This window comes from Achromobacter mucicolens, from assembly GCF_902859725.1.
GTDB classification, from domain to species: Bacteria; Pseudomonadota; Gammaproteobacteria; order Burkholderiales; family Burkholderiaceae_B; genus Achromobacter; species Achromobacter mucicolens.
The window spans coordinates 25001-51325 of the sequence record NZ_CADIJP010000026.1 but is presented as its reverse complement, the minus strand read 5'-3'; the positions used below and the strand labels follow the sequence as shown (position 1 = coordinate 51325).

Here is a 26325-nt window from a genome sequence, read left to right as displayed (position 1 = left end):
TTGTGCGTACCGCGCGGGCTCGCGCGCGCGACCATGTCGCCCCGAGTAATCGCGCAATCGCGTCCCGCCGCGCGCTGGCAAACGGAAGAAAGCTGCGCTAAATTCGAAAACGGAATATTCAGTTACAGGTGTGTCGGTGAATCTTTGAGGATCGCGTCACACTTCGATACTGGTTCTTCGGCACCTCCCGCGCGCCCGAACAGGCCACCGGCCAGGACGGTGATACGTTGCGCGGCTCGGCCAAGCAACGCCGGGAAATCCAGAACGCGCAGGACAAGGAGAAATAAAAAGGAGGCTGTAGATGAAATGCCCCCCACCTTTGCCAAGCGAGACCGAAAGATTGCGCGCCCTGTCGGAATATGGGCTGGATGCGCGGCGCGCGCTCCCCAGTCTTGATCCGGTGGTCCGCATCGCGTCGCGCATGTTCAACATGCCGGTGTCGGCCATCAACATGATCGGCAGCGATCACGTCTTCTTTGCGGCCAGCACGGGCTTTGAAGAGACGGACATGCGCCGCGACGTCTCGTTTTGTGCCCACGCCGTCTTGCAGGACGACGTCATGGTCGTGCCGGATGCCCGGCTGGACGATCGCTTTCACGACAATCCCCTCGTCTGCGGGGCGGCAAGCATCCGGTTCTATGCCGGCGTGCCGTTGAATTCCCCCGAAGGCCATCCGCTGGGCGCGTTGTGCATCATCGATACGGAACCGCACACCGACTTCAGCGAGGAAGACAAGGACCGGCTGCGCGAACTGGCCCGAATGGCCTCCGACCGCCTGGAGCTTCGGCGTGTCGAGGTCAACGCCGAACGCGCCCGAAAGATAAGCGATCTGGCCTCGGTCGAGCGGCAGACGCATCTGGCCGCGCCACGAGCCGGCGCGGAACCCGCGCCCATGCGGCATGACGAGGACGCACGCAAATTCACCGGCTTCGATCCGCTGACCGGGCTGGCCAACCGCGGCGTCTTCTATCGGCGCGTGGAAGAAGTCCTGGCGCGCCCGTGTCCCGCCGCCATCCTGATGCTGGACCTGGATGGCTTCAAGGACATCAACGACACCCTGGGCAACGCCATCGGCGACGCGATCCTGCGCGAACTTGCGGCGCGCCTGGAGCGCACGGCGGATCCCTGCGACACCGTCGCCCGCCTGGGCAGCGACGAATTCGCCATCCTGCAGCAAGACGTCGGCGACCTGACGCAGGCGACGGAGTTGGCGCAACTGGCCCTCGCGCGGATTGCCGAACCCTTCCATATCGGCGGGCAGGAGCTTCGGCTTACCGCAAGCTGCGGTGTGGCCATTGCACCGCTGCACGCCCACGAAGCGCTCGAGCTCGTCGGCAACGCCGATCTCGCCCTGGTCAAGGCCAAGGCGGTCGGCCGCGGCCGCGTCTCCGTCTTCGCCCCCAACCTGCGCCTGGAAGCCGTCGCACGCCGCCTGTATGGCATGGAACTGCACCGCGCGGTCGCCAAAGGCGAATTCCTGCTCTTCTACCAGCCGCAGATCAACCTGGCCACCGGTGCGCTGACCGGCGCCGAAGCGCTGTTGCGCTGGCGTCATCCCCAGCTAGGCCTGCTGGCGCCCGCCGCCTTTCTTCCCTCCTTGGAGGGCGGACCGCTGGCGGCCACGGTGGGCTCATGGGTGCTGAACGAAGCGTGCGGCCAAGCCGCGTTCTGGCGCCGCAGCGGCTTGCACGACTTTCGCATCGCCGTGAACCTTTTCGGCGCGCAGTTCCGCGAAGGAGACCTGGCGGCAGAGGTCGCGCAGACGCTAGCCCGGCACGGCCTGCCCCCCGAGGCGCTGGAACTGGAAATCACCGAAAACATCGTGCTGAACCACGACGACACGGTGCTGGAAATGCTGCAGCGCCTGCGTGCGCAAGGCGTGGGCATTTCGTTCGACGACTTCGGCACGGGGTATGCGTCGCTGAGCCTGTTGAAGACCCATCCCATCACGCGCATCAAGATCGACCGCTCGTTTGTCAGCGGCATGCTGGACTCGAACCGCGACGCCACCGTGATCCGCGCCATCGTGGACGTGGCGCGCAGTTTCGACCTGAACACCATCGCCGAAGGCATCGAAACGGATGCGCAACGCGAATGGCTGCTGGCCGAGCATTGCGAAGAGGGACAAGGGTATCTGTTCGGCAGGCCGCTGCCGGCGCAGCAGTTTGCGCAGGCGTTTGGGATAGAGACGGCGCTGCGGATATTGGCGTAAGTGTTACTACGCGCGCCAAGCCACTAGTTGCGAAGCAATGCAAAAAGCCCACCGAAACCGGTGGGCTTTTTGATGTACTGCCAAAGAATTCTGGTGGGCTGTGAGTGGCTCGAACACTCGACCTACGGATTAAGAGTCCGTTTCAGGGGTGTTTTGCCAGGGGCAGACCAACATGAATATCTAGAGAAATCATGAGCTTAGCTTACCGGGACTTACCGCCACCTAACGCACTTTACTGCGGTCAGTGCGTTAAAAGTGCGGTCAATTTCGATGGCGCCGGGGCAGATTGTACGGCCTACCGGGGGGTACTGCCAGGCAGCCATGGCTACCCATGCCTGTCTATACTTTTTGCTGGCATGTGCCAGTGCCTTCGCGAAAGTAAAGATGGAAAAACTTCTTACCCCTGCTCAACTGGCCGCCGTCCTGGGCTTGTCCGTGCAGACCTTGTACAACCGGCGCACGCGCGGAGAGCCCCTCCCTCCTTGTGTGAAAGTGGGCAGACTGCTGCGCTATGAGCAGGCGGAGGTTCAAGCTTGGCTGGCATCACAGCGTGAAGCGCAGCATGCCCCCCAAGTAGCTCTTGCAACATCTGAGCGAACAGCTGCGCTACAGGTTGCACGCCGACGTGGGAGGCCAACCAAGGCTGAACAGCTTCAACGACGGCAACTGGCAAAGCCAGATTAGGCCAAGGCGTATATCGGCCAAACAGCCCCGCCATTTGTGGTGTTCTCTTTCAGCGAGCCCACCCCATACGCCGCTCTGCACCCGATTTCGGAAAAACACGTCAAGGGCGGGCTGCATGGTCAGTCGATCATGGCACAACAAGCCTCGAGAGAGCTCGGCTCTACCTTACTGAATGTCGAAGCGTAGGTAATGCCACAGTGTGCTACTTTCCCTCGTTGCCAGTACTACAAAATTAGTTACATACCAATGATCGACGACATCAAGCGGACGTTATGGTCCGCAGCAGACAAGTTGCGCGCCAATATGGATGCGGCCGAATACAAGCACTTGGTGCTAGGGCTGATCTTTCTGAAGTACATCTCGGATGCCTTCGCGGCACGGCAGGCCGAACTGCGTGCACGCTTCGCCGACGAGAACGATGAGTTCCACTTTCCCGGTGCTAGCGAAGATGAGCTGACTGCCGAGCTGGAAGACCGCGATTACTACACAGCGGCTAATACTTTCTGGGTGCCCGAGGCGGCTCGTTGGGAAAGCCTGCGTGCCGCCGCCAAGCAGCCCGACATCGGCAAGCGCATTGATGATGCCCTGACTGCCATCGAGTCCGAGAACCAAAAGCTCAAGGGCATTTTGGACAAACGCTATGGCCGTGCCCAGCTTCCCGACGGCAAGCTGGGCGAACTCGTAGACTTGGTGTCGACTATCGGTTTCGGCAGCGATGCCAACGCAGCCCGAGACATCTTGGGTCAGGTGTACGAATACTTCCTGGGCCAATTCGCCAGCGCCGAAGGCAAGAAAGGCGGTCAGTTCTACACTCCCGCCAGCATCGTCAAGACGCTGGTGGCGGTCCTTGCTCCGCACAAAGGCCAGGTGTATGACCCCTGCTGCGGCTCGGGCGGTATGTTCGTGCAGTCAGAGAAATTTATCGAGGCGCACGGCGGCAAGATTGACGACGTGTCCATTTATGGACAAGAGTCCAACCCCACCACCTGGCGCCTGGCCGCCATGAACCTGGCGATTCGGGGCATAGACTTCAATCTGGGCAAGGAGCCGGCTGATACCTTCACGCGCAATCAGCATCCGGATCTACGAGCCGACTTCGTCTTGGCCAACCCACCGTTCAACATCAGCGACTGGTGGCACGGCAGCTTGGAGGGCGATGCCCGCTGGGAGTATGGCGACCCGCCCCACGGTAATGCCAACTACGCCTGGCTACAGCACATGCTGTATCACCTGAAGCCCAACGGCCGCGCAGGCATTGTGCTGGCGAACGGGTCGATGAGCTCTAGCCAGAACAACGAGGGCGTCATTCGCGCCGCCATGATCGATGCCGACGTGGTGGAGGTGATGGTGGCGCTGCCCGGGCAGCTGTTCTTCAACACCCAGATACCGGCCTGCTTATGGTTCCTGGCCAAACAGAAAAAGCGCAAAGGTGAAGTGCTTTTCATCGACGCGCGGAAGCTGGGGAAAATGATCTCCCGTGTGCAGGCTGAGCTGGATGACGCAGCCATTGCTCGGATCGCAGAAACCGTGGCCGCATGGCGTGGGGAAGTCGAGGATGGCGCCGACACCATGGAGTATGCAGACGTGGCAGGGTTTTGCCGCAGCGTGCCGCTAGCCGAGATTGTCCAGCATGGGCATGTGCTGACTCCCGGCCGCTATGTGGGTGCAGCAGAAGTCGAACACGACGATGAAGCCTTTGCCGAAAAGATGCAGAAGCTGACCGAGAAGCTAGGCGAACAGATGGCAAAAGGGGCGGAGCTGGATGCGCTGATTCGGCAGAAGCTGGGGGGACTGGGCTATGAGTTCTGAGTGGCCTACAGGAAAACTCGGCGAGTTCATCGAGTTAAAGCGCGGCTACGACCTGCCGAAAGCCAAACGAAAACTCGGCACGGTACCCCTGATCTCGTCATCTGGCATTAGTGATACCCACGAAGTTGCGATGGTCAAAGGGCCCGGTGTCGTAACGGGGCGATATGGAACCATTGGTGAAGTATTTTATGTTGATACCGACTTCTGGCCCCTTAACACGACACTTTATGTTCGAGACTTTAAGGGAAATGACAGAAAATATATAAGTTATTTCCTTAAAACACTGGATTTTCACGCCTACTCCGACAAAGCGGCTGTGCCAGGCATCAATCGAAATCACTTGCATGAGGCGGTAGTGACGTTGCCGCCAATTGGTGAGCAAAGAGAGATTGCAAAGGTTCTCGGAACGCTAGACGACCGAATCACCCTCCTACGCGAAACCAACAAAACCCTCGAATCCATCGCCCAAGCCATCTTCAAGTCCTGGTTCGTGGACTTTGACCCGGTGCGCGCCAAAATGGAAGGCCGTCGGCCTGAAGGGATGGATGAAAAGACCGCGGCGCTGTTTCCTGATTCGTTTGAAGAGTCAGGGCTTGGATTAATTCCAACGCAATGGAGTGCAATCTCCTTCCACGAAACGATCCGCATCATCGGGGGGGGAACGCCTAAGACCTCCAATCCTGATTACTGGGGAGGTCACATACTCTGGTACTCCGTCGTTGACGTGCCGAGCGGCGCTGATACCTTTGTGGTAAATACGGAAAAGAAGATTACTCAGGCAGGCTTGGACGGATCTTCAACAAAACTGCTTCCATTTGGCACAACGATCATTTCCGCTCGGGGAACGGTTGGCAAATTGGCTCTTACTGGATGTGAGATGGCAATGAATCAGTCTTGCTATGGACTGAGAGGGAAAAATGATGATATTTACTTCACCTATTTCTCTACGCAACGCTTGGTCGAGCAGCTTAAACAACAAGCCCATGGCTCAGTTTTTGACACTATTACCACAGCAACATTCAAAGGCGTGAGAGTGGCCAGTCCACCGCCGAGCATAATCGCCAAGTTTGAAACGAATGTGGAGATTCTCATGGAACGGGTGCTCGTGAATCTTAAGACGCTGACATCGTTAGCGCAGCTTAGAGACACCCTACTCCCCCGTCTCATCTCCGGCCAACTTCGCCTCTCCGAAGCCCAAGAACAAGCAGAGAACGCTTTGCAATGACCGAAGACCAACTCGAACAGGAAACTCTAGGCTGGCTCGCAGAAGTCGACTACACGGTTCGCAGCGGTCCAGATATCGCCCATGACGGTCCGGACCCCCAGCGTACAAGCTATGCACAGGTCATTCTGTCCCAGCGCCTGCGGGCTGCCATCGACCGCCTGAATCCCCACATCCCGGCTTCCGCGCGCGATGATGCGTTCAAGCAAATCGAGAACCTAGACACTCCTGTTCAGTTGGCCGCCAACCGCGTTTTCCACAAGCTGCTAACCAACGGCGTGAACGTCCAGTATCAAAAGGATGGCGAAACCCGTGGCGACTTCGTGCGGCTGGTGGATTGGGCTAATCCGCAAAACAACGAATTCTGGGCGGTTAGCCAGTTCACCATCAAAGGCCCGCACCATACGCGACGACCAGACATCATTTTGTTCATCAATGGCTTGCCGTTGGTGCTGATTGAGCTGAAGAACAGTGTCAATGAGAATGCCGACATCTGGAAGGCCTACGACCAGATTCAGACATACAAGGCACAGATTCCAGACGTCTTCGAGTACAACGAGATTCTGGTCGTGTCCGACGGTAGCGAAGCCCGGTATGGCTCACTGTCCGCCAATGCCGAGCGCTTCATGCAATGGCGCACGATTGATGGTGTAGAGCTTGACCCCTTGGGGCAGTTCAACGAGCTCGAAACGCTCGTGCGCGGTCTGCTCGCGCCTGCATACCTGCTCGACTATCTGCGCTACTTCGTGCTGTTTGAAGACGACGGCGCCCTCATCAAAAAGATTGCCGGCTACCACCAGTACCACGCCGTGCGGCTGGCCATCCAGCACGTGGTCGAGGCGTCGCAACTACAAGGCAGCGCGAGCCAGCGCGGTAAAGGCGGCGTGGTATGGCACACCCAGGGCAGCGGCAAAAGCATCACCATGACCTGCTTTGCCGCCCGCGTGATGCAGGAACCGGCCATGCAGAACCCCACGGTTGTGGTCATCACCGACCGCAATGACTTGGACGGCCAATTGTTTGGGGTATTCAGCCTGTCGCGAGACCTCCTGCGCGAACAGCCCGTAAAGGCCGATACCCGTCAGGACCTGCGTAGGTTGCTGACCAATCGTCCTTCAGGCGGCATCGTCTTCGCTACCATTCAGAAGTTCATGCCTGGAGAAGATGAGGACACCTTCCCGGTCCTATCGGACCGCGGCAATATCGTTGTGATTGCAGACGAAGCCCACCGCACGCAGTACGGTTTCGAAGCCAAGCTCAAGACTCGCAAAAACAAGTCCTTCAGCACCAACGAATACGGTCAGTTGGCTGCGAACGATGACCTGGGTGTTGGCGTGACCGCCGCGTTGGCAGTTGCAGAACCCACGGTCACCTATCAGGTGGGTTATGCCCAACACCTGCGGGATGCGCTGCCAAACGCCACCTTTGTGGCCTTCACGGGCACGCCCGTCAGCAGCACCGATCGCGATACGCGCGCCGTGTTTGGCGATTACATCCATGTCTACGACATGCAGCAGGCCAAAGAGGATGGCGCCACCGTGGCCATCTACTACGAGTCGCGCCTGGCCAAGCTCAAGCTCAAGGAAGCTGATCTGGCATCGCTGGACGAAGAGGTCGACGAACTTGCCGAAGATGAGGAAGAGCAGACCCAGGCTCGCCTGAAATCGAGATGGGCAGCCCTGGAAAAAGTCGTAGGCGCCGAGCCGCGTATTGCCAGCGTGGCAGCCGACCTCGTCGAGCACTTCGAAGAGCGCAACAAAGCGCAGGATGGCAAAGCCATGGTAGTCGCGATGAGCCGCGATATCTGTGCGCTCCTGTATAAAGAAATCATCGATCTGCGCCCCGACTGGCACGATAAGGACCCAGAAAAAGGCGCTATCAAGGTCATCATGACGGGCAGCGCGAGCGACAAAGCCTTGCTGCGCCCGCACATCTACAGCGGTCAGGTCAAGAAGCGGCTAGAGAAGCGCTTTAAAGATCCCAAGGACCCATTGCGGCTGGTCATTGTGCGCGACATGTGGCTGACAGGCTTTGACGCGCCGTGCGTCCACACCATGTACATCGACAAGCCCATGAAGGGCCACAACCTCATGCAGGCCATTGCCCGCGTGAACCGTGTCTTCCGGGACAAACAGGGCGGCCTGGTGGTCGACTACATCGGCATTGGCAATGAGCTCAAGGCCGCCATGAAGGAGTACACCGCCAGCAAGGGCCGCGGTAAACCCACCGTCGATGCCCACGAAGCCTTCGCCGTGTTGCTGGAGAAGCTCGACGTCCTGCGCGGCATGATGCATGGCTTCGATTACTCGGGCTTCAAGACTAGCGGCCACAAGGTCCTGGCGGGCGCCGCGAACCACATCCTGTCGCTACGCCCGCCTGCGGGCGACAAGGACGCCAAGCTGGACGGCAAGAAGCGATTCGCTGATAACACGCTAGCCCTGAGCAAAGCGTTCTCCCTGTGCTGCACACTGGATGAGGCCAAGGCGCTTCGCGACGAAGTTGCGTTCATGCAGGCCGTCAAGGTAATCCTGACCAAGCGTGACATCAGCACGCAAAAGAAAACCGACGAACAGCGAGAAGCCGCTATCCGTCAGATCATCAATCAGGCCGTGGTCAGTGAAAGCGTGGTCGACATCTTCGACGCCGTAGGTCTGGAGAAGCCCAACATCGGCCTCTTGGATGACGAGTTTCTTGCCCAGGTTCGCAACCTGCCCGAGCGCAACCTGGCCGTCGAGCTGCTGGAGCGTCTGCTGGAAGGAGAAATCAAAAGCAAGTTCGCCAGCAACCTAGTGCAGCAAAACAAGTTCTCCGACATGCTCGGCAATGTCATCAAGCGCTACCAGAATCGCAGCATCGAGACGGCTCAGGTCATGGAAGAACTGGTCGACATGGCCAAGAAGTTCCGTGAAGCGGCAAAGCGCGGTGAAGAGCTGGGGCTAACTGACGACGAGATCCGCTTCTATGACGCTCTGGCCAACAACGAATCTGCTGTGCGCGAGTTGACCGACGAGACGTTAAAGAAAATCGCGCATGAACTGACAGAAAACCTGCGCAAGAACATCACAGTTGATTGGTCCAAGCGCGAAAGCGTGCGGGCAAGTCTGCGCCTCATGGTCAAGCGCATATTGCGCAAGTACAAGTATCCGCCTGACATGGCGGATACTGCCGTTGAACTGATTCTGATGCAGGCTGAAAGGTTGGGAGAGGAATGGGTTGCTTGAGTTGTCGAGCGGTTCGCACAGGGCCGAACCGATTCGCATTTCCAAAGGGCTAATGGCGGGCCGTGAGGTGTCGACTGTGGTCGTATCTGAGAGGCAATCCCCGGCCAGAAGCGAAAGCTCAGCAATTGAAATGAGCATCTGTTTCGCAACGGGAGCCGTTAGACGGGCTCACAGTGTCGGCACATTACGCTCATTGTCGCCCGATGCCGGTATCGGCATTTCACGGCCGGCTTAGACGGGGTAGCTGACGCTGACGTCTTGCGCCGGATCTACGGCAGCCCGCATGACTGCTTTCCCTTGAGCGCCTGGCAAGGTTTAAGAAGAGACCTGTGGTGAGACTTCCGCGAGCCGAAGCTTTAGCATAAAGGCCTCCGTTAAGTTAACAGTGAGCGGGTTTGCCGGCTGAACAAAACGTCGGTCACAGGACTGAGGGATCGGGATTTTGACGTTCTGAATGAATCTCCGCACAGGTTCACGCTATATTGATGGCGCACAATAGTTGCGCAGACCTGACGCACATTCGGGCAGCACTCGTAATGGAGGAGTTGGCTTGATAGACGCACTTCCGTCGATTTCGGCAAGGCAATTCGCCACAGCGTTCGCGCTCCGGCCGAACTTAATTGCATGGTTTCTCGGAGCAGGTGCTTCGGCGGCGTCTGGCATCCCGACCGGCTATATGATGATCCGGGACTTCAAAGCCCAAATCTTCTGCCGCGAGAATAACCTTTCAAAACGCGAGATTGACACCGGTGACCCGGTATGGACGGAGCGAATCGACGCCTTTTTTCGCGGATCCTCCCTGCTGCCGCCGGATGGTGACCCAACGGAATATGCCAAGGCGTTCGAGGCGGTGTACCCGCACCCCCGGTTGCGCCGTCAGTACATCGACGACGCGATCAAGAAGGGCACGCCCTGCTACGGACACAAGGCCCTGGCAAGCATGATGGCCGGCGGCAAGGTCGATTGCGTCTTCACCACGAACTTCGACCCCTTAGTAGAGGATGCAGCAGTTGCGGCCAATACGTTGCTCCCGGTTGCTGACCAGCGCCGCCCGACAGTCGCAGGCCTTGATTCAGCAGATCGGGCTAAGCGGTGCCTGACCGAGGCCGACTGGCCTCTGGTTGCAAAGCTTCACGGCGATTATCAGTCCATTGAAATCAAGAACACCGGCTCGGAGCTCGAGAAGCAAGACGAGCGTATGCGACACGTACTGGTCGAAGCGAGCCAGCGCCTTGGCATGGTGTTCGTAGGTTACAGCGGCCGAGATGCGTCGGTAATGGAGGCGTTAAATGCTGTCCTGAAGGAAACTACGCCGTTCCCGAACGGGCTGTACTGGGTCACGCAATCATCGTCGAAGTTACTTCCTGGCGTGGTGGAGTTTCTGGCGAACGCTCAGCTAGCGGGTGTGGACGTAGCCGTTGTGGAGTGCAAGACGTTTGACGAGTTGGCCGCTGACGTGCTGAAGCATGTCGACCTCCCCAAGGTTCTTATGAACCAACTGGAACAAGGAAGGGCAGAGCAGCGGTTGGTGCCTGTGCAATTGCCCCAGAGTGACGCTCGACCATTTCCGGTCCTGCGGTACTCCGCTTTGCTAATCGAGTCCATGCCCCGGTTCGCCCGCCGTATAACACTCAATCAGGCCACAACTTCACCGGTTGTACGGTCGATGTTGAAAGAGCAAAATGTGCGCGCCGCGGTGGCCGCGAATGGTACGGACGTTGCGGTGTTTGGCAGGGACGATGCTATCCTAGCTGCGCTCGCTCCCCTAGGTCCGAAGCTGGCAGGAACTGTCGAGCTTGAACCCGTGCGCAACAGTTGGGCTATGGGCCTGCTCTACGACTCGCTGGTGCAGGCGCTGTCCAGGCACCGCCCATTAAACCCTAGGCTTCGCACATCGGGTCATTCCTTGGTCGTGGCAGCCCCTCGCAAGGGTGAAGACGAACTGCGCACCCAAAAGCGTGTTGAGGACTTAGCCGGGCTCAAGAAGGCTTACGATAGTGCACTCACAGGGGTAGTGCCAAAGCTTGGCTATCCGTTCCAGGAAGGCATCTTCCTAAAGCTCGAGCAAATCGAAGAGCGATGGTGGTGCGGGTTTGAACCGTACACGTTTGTTCAGATTCCCCGCGAGGAGAACCCTGCTGCACAGCGGGACGAACCGCAGAGTGCGGAGAAGGACGGGCTTGGTCTGCCGCGGGAGCGCCAGGGCGGTGACCCAGCGGGCGACTGGCGCCGTGAGCGTTGGTTCAATCGGCGAAACCGTGAATGGGCTGCCATCATTGAGGGATGGGTCCAGATGCTCACTTCGACGCGGGATGGCACCGTGTGTGCTTTTGGCGTCGAGGGCGGCGCTGGCGTTGACGCCGTGTTCGCGGTGTCCCGCTACACAGGCTGGAGCAGGCCCGGCCATCATCACGGCTACTTCGAGAGGAAGTCGTGATGGGGAGACCTGTGAACCCAGCCCAATTGCCACCGTTCAGTCTTCTGGATGAACCGTTGCTCTCGTTCTCCCCGCTAGACGAGTCCAAGGTCGATGTTCACCCACTGAGGGGCCTCATCAACCATGGACCGTTTTCGCAGGGCTCCTTTGGCGGGTACACCTCGCAGATTCGCGTGGCCACGGTGGGACCTGCGGGGGCGTTCTACCAGCGTGGCGACCTTATGAAGCTGCTGAAGGGTTCGCATCAGCCTTCAGACCGGGCTGAGTACGTGCCGCCCTATCCTGGGTTCGAAGAGTTGTTCCGGGTGCAGTTGGTTAGCGCGGCCAAGGAGGCCCACATCAAATGGCCAGACTCTCTCGGTAGCCTCCCTGGCGACGGTGATGCTCAGCAGCGGCTATTCCAGGCGATGGATGCTGCCCTGCGTCGGCTGGAGACGCTGCGAAACGAATTTGATGTCGTCCTGGTGCATTTCCCGGACTCATGGCTGCCGGTAACCAAGACACGGGTGTTCGATGCGCACGATGCTCTAAAGGCGCTCGGGGCCAAGTACAACATCCCTACCCAAGTCCTAAACGACCGAGTGTTCAGCTTCAATTACAAGGCATCGCTGGCTTGGCGTCTTGCGACGGCGCTGTATGTGAAGGCTGCCGGCACGCCTTGGAAACTCGCGCCGTTGCCTTGCGTTCCAAAGGACACCGCGTACATCGGGCTGGCTTACGCGCTCCGGGGAGACCAGCGCGAGGCTCACTATGTGACCTGTTGCTCCCAGGTATTCGACATGGATGGTGGCGGGATGCAGTTTGTAGCCTTCGAGGCGCGCGATCCAGTGGCGGATGTGGAGGAGGCGCGCCGCAATCCATTTCTGACGCGCGATGATATGCGTGCCGTCTTAGCGCGCAGTCTCGAGCTCTACCAGGGCCGCAATGGCGGCAACCTACCCAAGCGATTAGTGATCCACAAGACGACCTCATTTAAGCATGAGGAAATCGAGGGAGCATTCGACGCTCTGGCTGGAGTGCCTGAAATCGAGTGCATCGAGATCGGTGCCGCAGCATGCTGGCGTGGTGTTTGGCTGCTAGGGACTGGCCGGCGCACGCCTCCGCTCAGCAAGCCCGCCGCCTACCCAGTGCCCAGAGGCACGATGATGGTTCGATCGGGGAATTCTGCGCTTCTCTGGGTAGCCGGCAATGCGCCAGGCGTGTCTAACACTGGCAACTACTACCAGGGGAAGAAGAGCATCCCCAAGCCATTGCAGCTGATTCGGCATGCCGGTCGAGGCGCACTTGATCTCATCGCCCATGAGGCACTGGCGTTGTCCAAGATGGATTGGAACAACGACGCGCTCTACGACCCAGTGCCCGTAAGCATTCGTTATTCAAAACGCTTGGCCCAAACCATCGCTAGCGTGCGGGATCTGCCTAGCAGCGTCTACCCCTACAGGCTGTTTATGTGATTGATACTCGAGGCGCGAGAAGATGGGCTGGAACGACCACCTTAATGACAGCGAACTTGGCAATCTTCCCCCCGAAGCTTGGGGCAACAAGTTCGACGTGGACGGCCCGTTCGACCCAGACAATTCATGGATCGAGCGCGCTGGCGAGGATGAACAGCGAATCGCAGTGAGGGAATGGTTCACGGCACGCTTCTGCGACCCGGCGAATGACACGCCCTACAACAGTCGAGAAGGCGGCTACCTTTTCATTCACGGCGGGCCTTATGACCCAGTCGATGAACTGTATACCCGATTCGGCAATATGGTGCCTGGAGAAGTGATCCATGAGGTTGCGAGCGAGCTGGTAATGGAGGTGGGCGACCAATGGGCACCGATCCTTCGCGAGCCGCCAGACTACTTCGACGAGCGATTCGACTTGGAGATGGTCCAGCCGGATGGCCCGCTGCTGCGCGTCAGGGAGCGGATTGCAGAGTTGAACACGACGCTGCGGCTTCAGACGAACCCGGTGGCCAGACCGCTGGTAGCGCGCTTGGTTTTTGGCTCCCTGATTGGCGTCTTGGAGTCCTTCCTTTGGGAAACGGCACAGCACTGGATTAGTACCCGGCCGGAGGTGCTCCAGCGGTGCGTCGAGCGTCTCCCAGTTTTCGCGGAGCAGAAGTTCAAACTCAGCGAGGTGTACTCCCGGCACGCGGGGATCGAGGCGACCGTCAAAGGCTACCTTCAGGGCCTTGTGTGGCACCGATGGGAGCAGGTTGGCGCCCTTTACAAGCTGGGGCTGGAAGTTCAACTGCCGAGCGTCAAGGCGTTTCAGAAACCATTGGAGACTCGGCACCACATCGTTCACCGGAGTGGAACCGACATGGGGGGCAACAAGATCGAGATAGAGGATTCTGCTATCGCCAGCCTCGCCAGAGACGTGGAGGCCTTCGCGCAGCAGGTCACCAGCGACTGCGCTGACAGATTCCTATTGCCCTGATAGTAGGCCTTGGAAATTTTGAGGCATTTCAGCATGAAGCCCCTATGAGCAACGTTCAGGGGTTTTCTAAGTCCGAACCCTTGCGGGAGTCGGGTCGGGAGCGACAGCTCGCGGCCAGAAGGACGACATAATGGCGGCCTGGATGACCGACAACTCAAGCCATTCTGGGGCGCTGCCTCTCGCCCTCAAAGATTGCTCTTTAGCCAACTATCATCTGCCTATAATTCCCGCCGACGTGGCATCGACAATTACAGATAGCACAAACAGGGAAAAATATGGATGAGCGGTTGGTGTTCGTAAACGTTGGTTGGATGGTCTCGTATCAAGGTCCGACCAACGACCCGACGCTGGGAGGCCACGGTTGGCTTAAGACGCACGACTACGGGCATGAAGCTTGGAACTATCTATCGCATGGCGGCAACGTTTACGGCTATGTGCCACGTTCCGCGCGCATCAACATTAAGAAACTTGGAGCCGGTAGAAACGACGAACAAGTGGATGGTGTGACGGTGGTTTGGATAGCACGGAATCCACGAAATAAGGTTACCTACGTGACCGGTTGGTACCGTGACGCCTCAATACACCGCGAAAGTTGCCATTTCGAAGTGGCGCGCCCATCCGGAGACGTCATTGAGTACCAAATTCGGGCACCTCAGGCTCAGTCCAAACTACTATCGCCAGATCAACGAACTATCGCGGTGCCGACTACAAAACAACCGGGCAATCTCGGGCAGAGTCCAGTCTGGTACGGAAATGATGCGTTCGTGGCACGTGTTCGGAATTACCTTGCATCGTATGGTGTAAACCAGCCCGCCCAAAAATTTGATGGCCGCGGCCGCAAGGAGGTTGACCCGGCCACACGAAAATTAATCGAGTTAGCGGCGGTTCGGCATGCGATCAGCTACTACGAGTCCGACGAAGGCGGAAATCGCACGGTTAGTTCAGTCGAGAAAGATAACGTAGGTTGGGACCTGACGGTGACTGGAGGTGACGTTACGCTCAAGGTGGAGGTCAAAGGGTTGTCGGGCCGCGAACTCTGCGTCGAACTCACGCCGAATGAGTATAAGCAAATGGTTTCTCCAGAGCACAGAGCAATGTACGCGGTGTACGTTGTTACGGAGGCACTCAGCCCCAAGGCTATGGCGCACATCTTCTACTACAACGCTGAAGCCAGTCGCGGCGGTAATCATGTATGGAACAGCGTAGACGGACGGATATTGAAGGTCCAGCAAATTGTGGGGGCTCGGCTAACGACGAGTTAGCTCGCTAAAGACGACTCTCACTTGACGGTTGCTAGTCCACTATTTTTGGTAGTCGTTGCCCTCCATGGCAGTCTCCGACCGACCCAACGGCCAACGCGCCCCCTTCGGGTCGGCAACCACGCTTCGCTGAGGCTGATTCCGGCCGGAAGCGGTCCCTCGTGAACAAGAACATTGAGAGGGGTGGGACTGACCGTTGGGGTTTAGTTCTGTTCTGGCTTGCAAATGGATCTCTGGTGCTGCACTTCACCCGAGTAGCTTCGCGAGATCTATGTAGTCCTTCATTTTTCGATGTGGGGCTGTGCTACGGCGTCCTCGACGACGTTTTCGAGTCGAGGCACCAAGCGCAAAATCGAGCACGCGGCAACAAGCACCAGATTTTGAAATAGCTCGTCAATGTGCACATTGTCGACGGCCGTCTCCCTCCCGGAGACACCGCACCAGCGCGGATTCGTCATGAACGAAGAAACAGCACTGGGCTAAACGACAGGATAAAACCGTGAACAAGGCTAATGCAATATTCGTTCAAACCCCAGCTGCTTGCGGGCCACCTCAAGGACCGCATTGCAATTGTCGTTCAGCTTGGGATTGCCTCGCTTAGCATCTTGAACTGGGATTTGGTGCTCATCCTGTCAATGATCGATCTCTTACCCTCAGTGCTAGTTCGCTGAGCGGCCGCAAGGCCCGCTCCAGTGCTATCTCAAACATGCCACAAGCAACAATGAACGACCGATCAGCATTAGGTGCGTAGGCATTAGACCGAGCCCCCATCAGCCCAGTTTGTATTTCAAGCGACTTAGCGGGGGGTTGTATGGCGGCAGTTTGCGTACTTTGGTATTGTTGCACGTATCAGAGCGTAACCGTACTGACCAGCGAGCAGGTGGCTCAAGCACGAAAGCAAGGAAGAAGGAATGACGACGGTCATCGAACACGCGTGGGAAAGCCTGTCAAACTCTCTACGGCTGTATGTCGAAGCCCATATGGACTTTGCTGCGCTCTACGAGGTTGACCGCCCAGACGCGGTCACGAGACAGGACCGCACTCTCGAGGGGAAACTTGAGAAGTTTCATACGCTGTACGACGTCACCAAAGACCTGCATGGCTTTAACTACTTCAAGCACGCAGACACAGCTCTGCTCATCGTGCTGCGTAACGCCATTCATCATCGCGACCACGATCTATTCGTGAGCTGGGAGGCCTTCGTTCTGGCGCACGAGGAAACCAAAAAACTGCCATCAAGCAAGTATTTGTTCGCCAGCCTGACGCCTGAGTCTGAGCGTATCGTACTCCGCTATTATCTGCCGCTCGATGACTTCCGGAAGCGTTTGCCTGACGCTAAATTGAAGGCAGCGGACAGGGCCACTATCGGCGCACTTTGGGAGCAGGACCTGCGCTTTGCCGACATCACGACTGTGGCAAACAGGGAGGGCTTCAATATCGCGGACGTGTATGTCGATGTAATGCCGGCCGTCATCTCAGCGATGCACCGGGTCCGAGGATGGCTGGCCACAACGAACTTTGTCCCGAGGGGCAGCGATGGCAGCATCTACTACAGCTCGTTCGGAGCTGAACCGCCGGTTCAACAACTAAGCTTCAGGGCATTAGTGACACCGGACAACTAAAACAGGATAACCGTAGGCGGGCTGCCCGCGGAAAAACCGAACTTCTGGATGAGCAAAGCGACAGATTACCTGGACGATAGCTTCAGAATGCTGCTGTCAGAGTTCCTTTGACAGTCGGCTTTGGGGCGGTAGCAGTTACTGCGCCCATATGCTTGAATCGGTCCCTCGTAAGTCGCTCTCACACCCATCCCAGTGATGGTGGGACCGCCATTCGTAGCGAGCAGTCCTGTTGAATCGCTCGACATAGGCGTCCTGCTGCGGCTTCCCAAGCTGGATGTATTCGAACTTGCCCCCCAAGCAGCGGCCCACTGCAAGATGCCGAACTTAGATGCTCGGGGCTGTTATCGCATCGAATGGCTGAGGGCTTACCTCGCCCGCCGATGATCTGTAAGACCGTGCAAATCACGCGCCCGGAGGGCAGCGAAAAGTCAATTTCAATGTCCAACGCCTTGCAGTCCAAGTCATCGATCACGTTGAACACCTGAAGGCTGCGCCCGTCGGCAAATTGGTCGTGCCCCAAGTCCAACGACCAAACCTGGTCCACGTGGGTTGGTATCGCCCTCCCAGAGGTCATGTTCGCAGAGAGAGTAGCGAATTCCACTTCTTGCACTGTTATCTGCCGTGTCTCGCGCTATACACACGGCGAGGCATTGCTGCCCGCCCTCCCTCGGAATGGAACCAACCTGCTCTCCAACCGCCCACTAACTTTAAAGGAGGGCCGCCGAAGACGACTCCCTACGACATCCCACTGGCCACGCGCTATACCTAATCTCGGCGAGTGAATGTGGCTTCAAGCCACCCCGCACGTCCCCTATCAACCACCTGAAACGGAAGAACTGAAATCCCGGAAAATAGGTCAAAATAACGAATCAAATATAGTAGTCGTTTTCACTACAGGTCTATTTGGCATATAAGAATCATTTTATATTCAGCATGTTATTGTACCCATCGTTCTCAGATAACTACTGCGACGCGATGGAAGAAAAACAGCATAGAGCACAGGGCATTTTTCAATTAGGCAACTATTCGTCGTACGCAGTGAGCTACCAAACCCAGCTCGCCTCGCGCGTCACACCGAGTTTCGCTCCTCCCGTTTCGCCTTTATCCGAAGACGAAATGGACATCACATACAACCAACTCCTCGAACACCACAAAACCCGCCTGACCCAAGAACGAGAATCCTTTTCCGAGCAGGTACTGCGCAACCACACCTCCGCCCTGAAGGCCTACCTGGTGTTCTGTGGCAAGGACCTGAGTCAGCGCGTCAGCCGCGAGTTCACCGCCGACTTCCTCAAGCGCATGCAAGAGTTCGCTCAGCTGATTTCCGGCGGCAATCGCAAGACGGCTGCCGATAAGCTAAGCATGCTCAGGGCCATTAAGAAGACCGTGGACACCCTGCATCGCAAGGCCCAGTTGGCACCCGTGTCAGGCATTTCGATGTTCCACAAAGAGCTGCGCTTGGCCGTCGCCAGCAGCGGACAAACGCCGGAAGAGATCGCGAAGGCGATCGGTGCCGCCCCCCTGACGCTGCCACGTTGGATGGATGGCGCGAACCCCGTAAAGAAGGGGATGCCGACACTACGTCGCCTGGAGCGTCACCTGGGGCTCGAACGCGGTTTCCTCGAAAGTAAGCTGGAATACCCCCGCAAGGAGACACGCGTCGCAATGGTGGTGGCTGGCGACCGGTACATCGAACGCATGCGCTCCTTGGTCAAAGACCCCTTCTATCTGCCCCGCAGCGAATTCAGCTGCGAACTGAAGGCTGAGTGGTTCGCGCTTTTGCGCTACAAGACCGCCGAGCACCCGGTTGGCCTGCGACGGTCACCTCGCGGACGCTGGCGCGTGCTTGCCAAGGATCAAGTGGGGCCGGAGATCTCGAGTGAGCAGTTCTGCTGCGTCACGGAGGGCTACTACAGCCCCAGCGCTTCCCGCAACTTTCAGATCGTTCGCGCGTTCCTCGGGTTTCTGAGCAAACCGAAAGAAGGAAACACCGCCGTAGCAGGGCTGGGACTGCCCGTGGACAAGGTGCAAACACTTGCCCACTTGGTGATCCCTGAGAACCTAGAGGCATACCTCCAGTTCATGAAGGCACGCTCTGGCCACACCATACACAACGGGCACATCAATGTGGCTGGCGCCGTCTGCAACCTGACGAACCCGGGAGACGGATACCTGTGGCAGCACCCTCAGCTTCTGGAGAAGGTGCAGGAATTCGCTCGCGACCGGACATGGCAGCAACTGTGCGATGAGACGCACAGCCTGTGCAAATCATGGCAACAAGCCGGGAAAGGCAAAAAATCGCGCGACCCCAAAGCACCCTTGCTTCACTTGCTCAGCCTTGACGATCCGTTGGTGCCGTTCAAACGGGCAATCAAGCAACTGGACATCGCTGCCGCGAACTGCGCACCGGGTTCGGCGTTTCAGGCTACGTACAAGCGAGATGCTCTGCTCGTTGCTATTTCCCTGTCCAACCCGCTTCGGCACCGTACGCTGACCATCATGAAGTACATCAAGCCGGGAGAGTTCTCCGCATATGCCTCGAACCTTTATCAAGCTGAGGACGGCACGTGGCGCCTGCGCTTCTGGAAAGGGGACTTCAAGAACGACGGATCAAAAGATGATGACTACGACGCGCCACTTCCCAAAGCCCTGGCCTCCCGGATCGAGGAGTACCTGGACGTATACCGACCCGTTTTGATTCGGCGCAATCTAGGCGCCCCTTGGGTGTTTCCCAACCTCCACGGCAATATGCACAAGGACGTCGGACAGTTGATGGCTGGCGTGGCTCAGAATTACATCCCGGAGGTCTCACGCCTGCGGATGCACGCTGTCCGACACATCGTAGCGACTGACTTCCTGAATAGGAACCCCGGGCATTACACGGTGGTCGCAGCCCTGTTGCATGACAAGCTGGAAACCGTGCTGAAGCACTACGCTCATCGCAAGAGCGAATCAGCATTCAACCTACACGAAGAACATATGAGGTCCTTCTTCGCCGAGGATTGATACCAAATTTTCCTATGCGCCCACCCTCACGCTACGTCGGCAGAATGGCACACTGTTGGCACAGCATCGACCGTCAATTAAAAGGGCCCACGCTAAGCTTGGGCCTAATCGAGCGCTTGAAGGCGCTCAAGCTGCACGGTATGGCTCAAGCGCTCACCGACCTCGTGCAGCAAGACTCTCCGGCATACCAGAGCTGCTCTCCCATCTTGAGCCAGCTTCTACGGGCCGAGCTTACCGAGCGGGAGGTGCGATCTATTGCCTATCAGATGAAGGTGGCCAAGTTCCCAGCATATCGAGAACCAGCTCCTGACTTGAAGTAATGATTGCTATGCAAACAAGGACGCTCACAGAAGGTTTGCTAGGCGGTAGTTTTCAGACATATTGGACAGTAATCGCGCACTTTTCAGACAAAAAAAGCGGTAAGTGACTACTTTTCAGACATGTTTACCCGGTTTCGCAGGGTGAACGAGAGGTTTTCAGACATCAGGGCGTACCTACCTCTACGGTCGAAGTACCTTTGGAGGCGCCGACCAGAACCCTCTGCTCTTTTGTTGGAGCTGGACCTGCGATGGGCAACGTAGGCGATCGTAGGGGTAGCTCAAGGCAAACCTGGAGCTGAGACCAACTGTTCGGGCCTGGGTGGCCGACATGACCTAAATCCGCACGAAACGTGGCTGGCTTTATCTGGCCGCCGTGATGGACCTGTACTTGCGCAAGGTCGTCGGCTGGGTGATGGCACCCACCATGCATGCGGAGCTCGTCTACGCGGCCTTACGCATCACCATCGCGCAGCGCCAACCCGCGCCCAGCTTGATTGGGCATACCCACTGTGGCCGCCGGTACGCCAGCCAGGCTCACCGCGATCTGCTGGCTCGCCACGGCCTGCTCACCAGCATGAGTCGCAAGGGAACTGCCGGGATGACGCCGGGATGGGACGCTTCTTCCTGAAATTGAAGATGGAGCGGATCTGGCAACGGAACTACGCCAATCCCGCTGAGGCCGTCACCGATATCAACTACTACATTGTCGGCTCTTTCAACACCTATCGCCTCAAATCTGTATCAGACCGAGGACGGCACGTGGCGTCTTCGCTTTTGGAAGGTAGGCTTCAAGAACGATGGATCTAAAGATGAGGACTACGACGCCCCGCTACCCAAAGCAATAGGCCCAAGGGAACCCAGGGCATTCACGGTGGTGGCAGCATGTTGCACGACAAGCTGGAAACGCTGCTGAAACACTATGCCCACCGTAAGAGCGAATCGGCATTCAATCTGAATGAGGAGCATATGAAGCCCTTCTTTGCCAAAGATTGATGCGCCAGTATCCCCGGCAGCCTCATGATAGTTAGCTGAGACACGGAGGAGCAAGACGGGCCTGAACCGATAGTCATGCAAAAACCCCCACTGCTACATAGCGTGGGGGCCAAGTTCAACGCAAATCAATCCTGAAGCTTGATCCTCCGCGTCAACCACCAACCTCCCATCGGCCGGAGGAAGTCCTCAAGCTGAGCGCGCTGATTCAGCAGAACAATAAGTACCTTCATTGGAACAGGCAGGCGTTCGAAGTCCGTGAGATCAACCCCTGCCTCTGCCGCTGATGGACTGCTGCTAATCGAAGCCAGCCCTCTCGAAATCCCCTCTTCGAAGGTCGGGATGTCCTCGATGAAGTCGGCCAACTCCAGCCGACCTGCGAGCACGAAGGCCCCGATCGGCGGCATACCGAGATACGCCGCGAACCGCCGCAAATGCTGATCGCTAACTGCATCCATCGCCTTGTCACCGTTCAACAACTGAGACAGGTAGCTCTGACTGACCCCGACGTGAGCGGCCAGCTGCGAAACAGTATGCGAACGTTCGCGCATGGCAACTCGCAAAGCGTGTCGGAGCCGAAGGCCCTTATTTCCTTTCTCCATAATTCTTGCCTAATAGAACGGGCACATGCCCACAGGCGTATAGCTAGATGTGGCGCACGATGAGGCATTGCCGTCAGCGCAATCCCATTGCCCCCAGCAATAAAGCCCCCATGCCAAGTAGAGACCAGTAGGCTGGAGCATATTTTCTCGGCCCCCCAGATGATCTACTTTCACCCCAACGCTCTTGACACCTCTGACCTAGGTGATCCGGCAAAGCGACTCCTTCGCACAATGATGGCCATCGGAATCGAGTTAGGCGAGAGCGGCCATCATCGCGTGGAGGCTGAGGAACTTCTGCGACGAGCAGATCTGCCACGAGAAAGTCGATCGCTAATGCGGGACCTGCTCATCGAATGCACGAAAGCCTTGGGTTTGCTTGAGCCGGATGACGACAGCGACGACGACGCGCTAGAGGCAAGCTGCCCTGTCTTCCAATATGTCGCCCAAGACCATGATGAAGTGATCTACCGAATGTTTCGGCCCATCTATGGACTGTCGGCGTCAGAACTGCAACGCCTGCTTCCTCTACATCCGCACAAAGTTGTTCCGCTTCTTCCGACGCGTGTAGCAAACGATAGTGCGTCATTCAACACTCGTGCCGGATCCGACCAAGGCTGGCCAGGAAGCAAGGAGATGATCGAGACCTCAAACTCAAGCCTCATTTCCCTGGCAAACGCAGGAGGCGATAACTCTGACCAACCTATCGACCTGAACGAGGCAGTTCGAACGCTCTGGCGACTCGCTCATGAGGATGGGGACTTAGGCGCGGAATACTGGAACTCAGTCATTAACCTCCTCAGATCAGCAAACTCCATGCGCTCGGAACTGCTGGAGCTTCGGCGACGTGAGAATGCACCTAAGGCATGACGGATGAGCAGATCTCAGCGAAGCTGAGCACCAAAGGCAGGGTGACGATCCCCGGCGCCATCCGCGAGAAGCTGTCTCTCAGGCCTGGCGACAGACTTCAATTCGAACTACGTGCAGATGGCACATTGGAAGCTCGTATTGCCACAGGGGAAAGCGCGGTGCCCGCTGGCAGCGGGGATGGCGGCCAAGAATGATCTCCACAGTCCTCCCGGCGCGGCCTGCCTCCGCTTCAAGAGCTGGAGCATGTCCTCAGTATTGCCGCCCTTCCATTTTTTACAAAGGCTTCACATATGCCTCGCCCCAACATCCTTGCCCTCGACTTAGAGGGCACGTTAATTTCTAACGCCACCAGCCAAATCCCTCGACCTGGACTCAACGACTTCCTGATTCGGTGCCATGAGATTTTCCCAAGGATCGTGATGTACACGACGGTGAGCGAAGCAAGGTTTCGCCCAATCGCAGAACTTCTTGTTGATGAAGACCAGGCACCCGGCTGGTTTGCGCAAATTGAATACGTGTGGTGGAAAGGGACCACCAAGGACTTGGCAAGGATCCGTGGTGCAACGGTTCAACAGTGCCTTCTCGTCGATGACTTCGAAGGATATGTCCATCCCGGACAGCGCTCTCAGTGGATAAGGGTCGACTGTTTCGAACATCCCTATGAGCTGTCCGACCAGGGACTCTCGCGTGTCCTACTGGATATACGTCAGCGAATGGATTGAGCCCTCCAGATGCTCGCCATTAGGGACACCCATGCCGTGCTGAAGCACGAAACACGCCCTTTCGCCAGCAGCCAGATGTGCGAACCAAACTGTAAACATCCTTTTTGTGAGCGTGTTCAGAGATCTCAAGAGCCAGCCACAAGGCCAAGATCGCAAACACTTCAGGCTCGATTCGAGCGTTGTTTACACTTACTGAGGACCAGGCCAGGCCAATCGCACACAGATCCCTATAAGCCGTTCTCATGCCGGACGAGCCGCTTGAACCACCTGTCGACGTTTTTGCACCGCCTCTCTCCAAGTGTCTAGGCGCTCAACATCAGCGCGCACGTCTTGTGGATCCGGTACGGGTAGTCGCCCAACACCAAGCGCAGCATCATGCTCAAATTTTGACGCTTTCGTCATGCCGTCATAGATCTCTCGGTAGTCATCATCGGTGACTATGACTGCCCTTAGCCGCTGGGTGTACACACCCTCTCCAAAGCGCTGGACGGCACCATTGAACAACACCTCCTCTACTGACCGCTCCCAAGCTAACCGCAGGTTGCCATAGACCTCCTTAGTTAGTCGGCGCTGCTCGTCGTCATCTCCATCTCGTCTCGCCCGGTCAACCGCGACCAAAGCCTCTCGCAGACGCTTCACGCGATCCTTAGTGCTCAACACATCGAACGGCAGCTCTTCAGAATGAACGCCGAAGGCCCCCTTCAGTTTGCGGATATAACTCTTCACGATGGGAACGGTCGAGGCATCTGCTTTCTGCTCAAGGAAGCAGAGGAAATACAGGTCATGCGTGAAGACGATGACCTGTCGGTTCGCGGCTTCTTTTACGAGTCTCTCCGCAACCTCCCACCTACGTTTGTGATCGAGAGACGACACTGGATCGTCAAACACAACGCCGCCTTTTCCCCTGGCCAACCTGACTTCGGTGAGGAAGGAGGCCAATGCGATGGCCCGTTGCTCACCTTCACTCAGAACTGCGGCAGGGTTCGCTCCTCCTGGCATTTCCAGCACTAGCTTGAACTTCGGTCGGCCCTTGGTGGTGACCGGCTTCATCACCACGTTGAGTTCATGTACTTTAAGTTTGGTGAGCTCTTCCCTTAGGACTTCGGCGACTTCCTCACTGGCCATTGTGTCGGCTAGCTCGGTACTCTTCTTGGATATGGCAATCGAACCCATGCTGCCAGCACACGCCTTAAGCTTTTTGCAAAGCTCATGTTTCGCGATAACCTCCAATACGGCCTCTTTCACTGCGGCTAGCTTATGACGTGCATCTAGATGGGTCTTTTCCGTCTCAAGGACAGCGCGTGCCTTCTCATCTGCACTGGCGATCAGTGCCTTAGCTTGGGCTTGCAGGGCCTCGATAATCTTGCCAAGCGTCGGCCTCACGTCGTCAGGCAACGCCGCAATATCATCCCAGGCCAGCTTGCCGCCCGCAGCCAGACGTACGGCAGCTTGCCGAGCTGACAGCGCCGTTTCGTACGCTACGCAGGCCGCGGCCAGGACGGGGTCTAGGCCCTCCAGCTCCTCTTTCAGTCCATCCTGTAGGCCGAGGCTTAGGACTGCCTTGTCAACGGATCTGTATTCGTCCTTGGCTGCCTGGCGCGCTTCTCTGGCATTCCGCTCGGCCTGCTGTTCAATGAACGCATCGAACTGCTTGAGCCGATCCACCCCCGCATGACCCAACGGGTTCTGGCAGAGGGGGCATGACGAGCCCTCTGGCAAGTTTGGGAATTCATGCCCGTGATGGGAGAGCGCGGCAAACTCGCGAGCGGCAATGAAGAGCTTCTGCCACTCTTCTCCACCCGTTCCTGGTAACTGGCCTGGCATCGATTTGAACCCTTCGGCGGCCTGATCCGCGAGGACTGTGGCCGTTCTCTGCTTGGAGATCAGCTCCTTTAGGTTGCTAAAGTTCCGGTCACTCACCGTGTCCATGGCGGTCGTGATTCGAGTCCTTAGCCCTTCAAGGCGCATCTCTCGTTCTCTCAGCGCCTGAGCTTTTGCTTTGGGATCTGCTTCAGCCAGTACCTTCACCAACACCTGCAACCTGGCCTGCTCCTCATCTGTAAGCGTGGCCAACCTCGTAATGTCGGCCGCCTTGGTCTTGGCCGGGATGTTACTCAAAGCCGTAGCCACCTCCGTCCCACCGGTAAGCAAAGCGGCATACGCAGCGTTTGAGGGGGTATTGGCGAGATGCTCGGCATTAACCTTGGCCCTCAGCTTGTCGCATAGCGCGACCAGACTCTCCAAGATATCGAGCCCGTACGGCACATAGGCAAAGTCGCCGTTGTTGTCGATGTATGCGCGAGCGCAGTGGCTATCGAAGATGGAGACATCAGCCAGTGCTGCGGGCGCGGCCTGACCATGGGTCCAAGCTAAGTCCGTAGGCTGATCATCTATCAGAGTTTCGAAGATAGCACTCGGCGTACCGACCTGTTTCGGATCCAACTTTGCGTCTGGAAGAATGGCCTCAGATTGGCTTCTCGCCCGGCAGGCATGTTTGAATATCCGAGAGTAGCCAGATTTACTCGCTCCATTCTCACCGTATATGACGGTCAGTCCCGAGCTGGCCAATGGGAGTTTCGCTCCTCTAGCCAAGGCATTGACGTGTGAGACCTCTTTGATGGCAACCAACTGCACTAGTCGCGTAGGATCTTGGGGGGGAGCTACTTCCGCATCTTTCAACTGCCGAGGCACCCGATTATCCGGGTCGGGGATCCCATACTCTGCCTTGGCCAAGGCATATACATCCGCTTGTTCAGGTTCGGACAACACCCGGTTCGCATACAGCCGCGCGATAGCATCTTGCTGCCAAGCCGCTAAGCCCTTGGACCATGCATGAATCTCCCGCAAAATCGTCACGACCTATCTCCTGTCGGCTGTTGAGTATGCGCACACTAAAGATTGCAGAGTGGTATACCATAAAAC

At 57.4% G+C, this 26325-nt stretch carries 17 protein-coding genes and 2 pseudogenes; 16 read left to right on the top strand and 3 right to left on the bottom strand.

From position 1 onward, the window contains the following. The first annotated feature begins 301 nt into the window (after positions 1–301). From HV786_RS24910 to HV786_RS24865, 10 genes are all read left to right on the top strand, one after another. A complete protein-coding gene (locus HV786_RS24910) occupies positions 302–2212 on the top strand; it encodes a putative bifunctional diguanylate cyclase/phosphodiesterase (protein ID WP_128829587.1) in 1911 nt (636 codons plus the stop codon). Positions 2213–2482: 270 nt separating this feature from the next. Continuing rightward, on the top strand, positions 2483–2896 hold the full coding sequence (locus HV786_RS24905) for a helix-turn-helix transcriptional regulator (protein ID WP_338076564.1): 414 nt from the start codon (positions 2483–2485) through the stop codon (positions 2894–2896). A 246-nt stretch (positions 2897–3142) separates the two neighbouring features. Beyond that, positions 3143–4705: a class I SAM-dependent DNA methyltransferase gene (locus HV786_RS24900; RefSeq protein ID WP_128829588.1), complete on the top strand. Its 1563-nt coding sequence runs from the start codon at positions 3143–3145 to the stop codon at positions 4703–4705. After that, positions 4695–5930, top strand: coding sequence for a restriction endonuclease subunit S (locus HV786_RS24895; RefSeq protein WP_128829589.1), 1236 nt, complete (start codon positions 4695–4697; stop codon positions 5928–5930). The genes HV786_RS24900 and HV786_RS24895 overlap by 11 nt, the downstream gene beginning before the upstream one ends. After that, a complete protein-coding gene (locus HV786_RS24890; protein WP_128829590.1) occupies positions 5927–9148 on the top strand; it encodes a type I restriction endonuclease subunit R in 3222 nt (1073 codons plus the stop codon). Before HV786_RS24895 ends, HV786_RS24890 begins: the two co-directional genes overlap by 4 nt. A 550-nt stretch (positions 9149–9698) precedes the next feature. Then, positions 9699–11585 carry an SIR2 family protein gene (locus tag HV786_RS24885; protein WP_252870359.1) on the top strand — a complete coding sequence of 629 codons (1887 nt, stop codon included), beginning with the start codon at positions 9699–9701 and terminating at the stop codon, positions 11583–11585. 221 nt (positions 11586–11806) lie between these two features. After that, the gene (locus HV786_RS24880; RefSeq protein ID WP_252870360.1) at positions 11807–13039 is read left to right on the top strand and encodes an argonaute/piwi family protein; all 1233 of its coding nucleotides are present in this window, start codon (positions 11807–11809) and stop codon (positions 13037–13039) included. A gap of 22 nt (positions 13040–13061) precedes the next feature. Then, complete coding sequence (locus tag HV786_RS24875; RefSeq protein ID WP_128829592.1) at positions 13062–14015, top strand: hypothetical protein; 954 nt, start codon at positions 13062–13064, stop codon at positions 14013–14015. Positions 14016–14290: 275 nt separating this feature from the next. Then, a complete protein-coding gene (locus HV786_RS24870; RefSeq protein WP_128829593.1) occupies positions 14291–15277 on the top strand; it encodes a protein NO VEIN domain-containing protein in 987 nt (328 codons plus the stop codon). A 908-nt stretch (positions 15278–16185) separates the two neighbouring features. Then, on the top strand, positions 16186–16896 hold the full coding sequence (locus HV786_RS24865; protein ID WP_128829594.1) for a hypothetical protein: 711 nt from the start codon (positions 16186–16188) through the stop codon (positions 16894–16896). Positions 16897–17031: 135 nt separating this feature from the next. Here HV786_RS24865 and HV786_RS27600 read toward each other — a convergent pair whose 3' ends face one another. Next, entirely contained in the window at positions 17032–17205 is a 174-nt protein-coding gene (locus tag HV786_RS27600) for an integrase core domain-containing protein (protein WP_128829595.1), read from the bottom strand. A 666-nt stretch (positions 17206–17871) separates the two neighbouring features. Here HV786_RS27600 and HV786_RS24855 point away from each other — a divergent pair. From HV786_RS24855 to HV786_RS27395, 3 genes and pseudogenes are all read left to right on the top strand, one after another. Continuing rightward, complete coding sequence (locus tag HV786_RS24855) at positions 17872–19902, top strand: site-specific integrase (RefSeq protein WP_158216743.1); 2031 nt, start codon at positions 17872–17874, stop codon at positions 19900–19902. A gap of 44 nt (positions 19903–19946) precedes the next feature. Further along, positions 19947–20201: pseudogene (locus HV786_RS27240) on the top strand (ATP-binding protein); the annotation flags it as partial. A 334-nt stretch (positions 20202–20535) separates the two neighbouring features. Next, positions 20536–20960: pseudogene (locus HV786_RS27395) on the top strand (transposase); the annotation flags it as partial. A 380-nt stretch (positions 20961–21340) separates the two neighbouring features. Here the strand turns inward: HV786_RS27395 and HV786_RS24845 are convergent. After that, positions 21341–21814 carry a helix-turn-helix domain-containing protein gene (locus tag HV786_RS24845; protein WP_128829598.1) on the bottom strand — a complete coding sequence of 158 codons (474 nt, stop codon included), beginning with the start codon at positions 21812–21814 and terminating at the stop codon, positions 21341–21343. A gap of 159 nt (positions 21815–21973) precedes the next feature. On the opposite strand from HV786_RS24845, the gene HV786_RS27390 reads away from it, so the two are divergent. From HV786_RS27390 to HV786_RS24830, 3 genes are all read left to right on the top strand, one after another. Continuing rightward, the gene (locus tag HV786_RS27390) at positions 21974–22681 is read left to right on the top strand and encodes a hypothetical protein (protein WP_254599512.1); all 708 of its coding nucleotides are present in this window, start codon (positions 21974–21976) and stop codon (positions 22679–22681) included. Next, positions 22678–22875 (top strand): AbrB/MazE/SpoVT family DNA-binding domain-containing protein, encoded by a 198-nt coding sequence (locus HV786_RS27595; protein ID WP_128829599.1) that lies wholly within the window; start codon positions 22678–22680, stop codon positions 22873–22875. The genes HV786_RS27390 and HV786_RS27595 overlap by 4 nt, the downstream gene beginning before the upstream one ends. A gap of 96 nt (positions 22876–22971) precedes the next feature. Then, positions 22972–23403, top strand: coding sequence for an NIF family HAD-type phosphatase (locus HV786_RS24830; RefSeq protein ID WP_128829600.1), 432 nt, complete (start codon positions 22972–22974; stop codon positions 23401–23403). A 240-nt stretch (positions 23404–23643) separates the two neighbouring features. Here the strand turns inward: HV786_RS24830 and HV786_RS24825 are convergent, their stop codons facing one another. Then, entirely contained in the window at positions 23644–26259 is a 2616-nt protein-coding gene (locus HV786_RS24825) for an AAA family ATPase (RefSeq protein ID WP_128829601.1), read from the bottom strand. Positions 26260–26325: the final 66 nt, after the last annotated feature.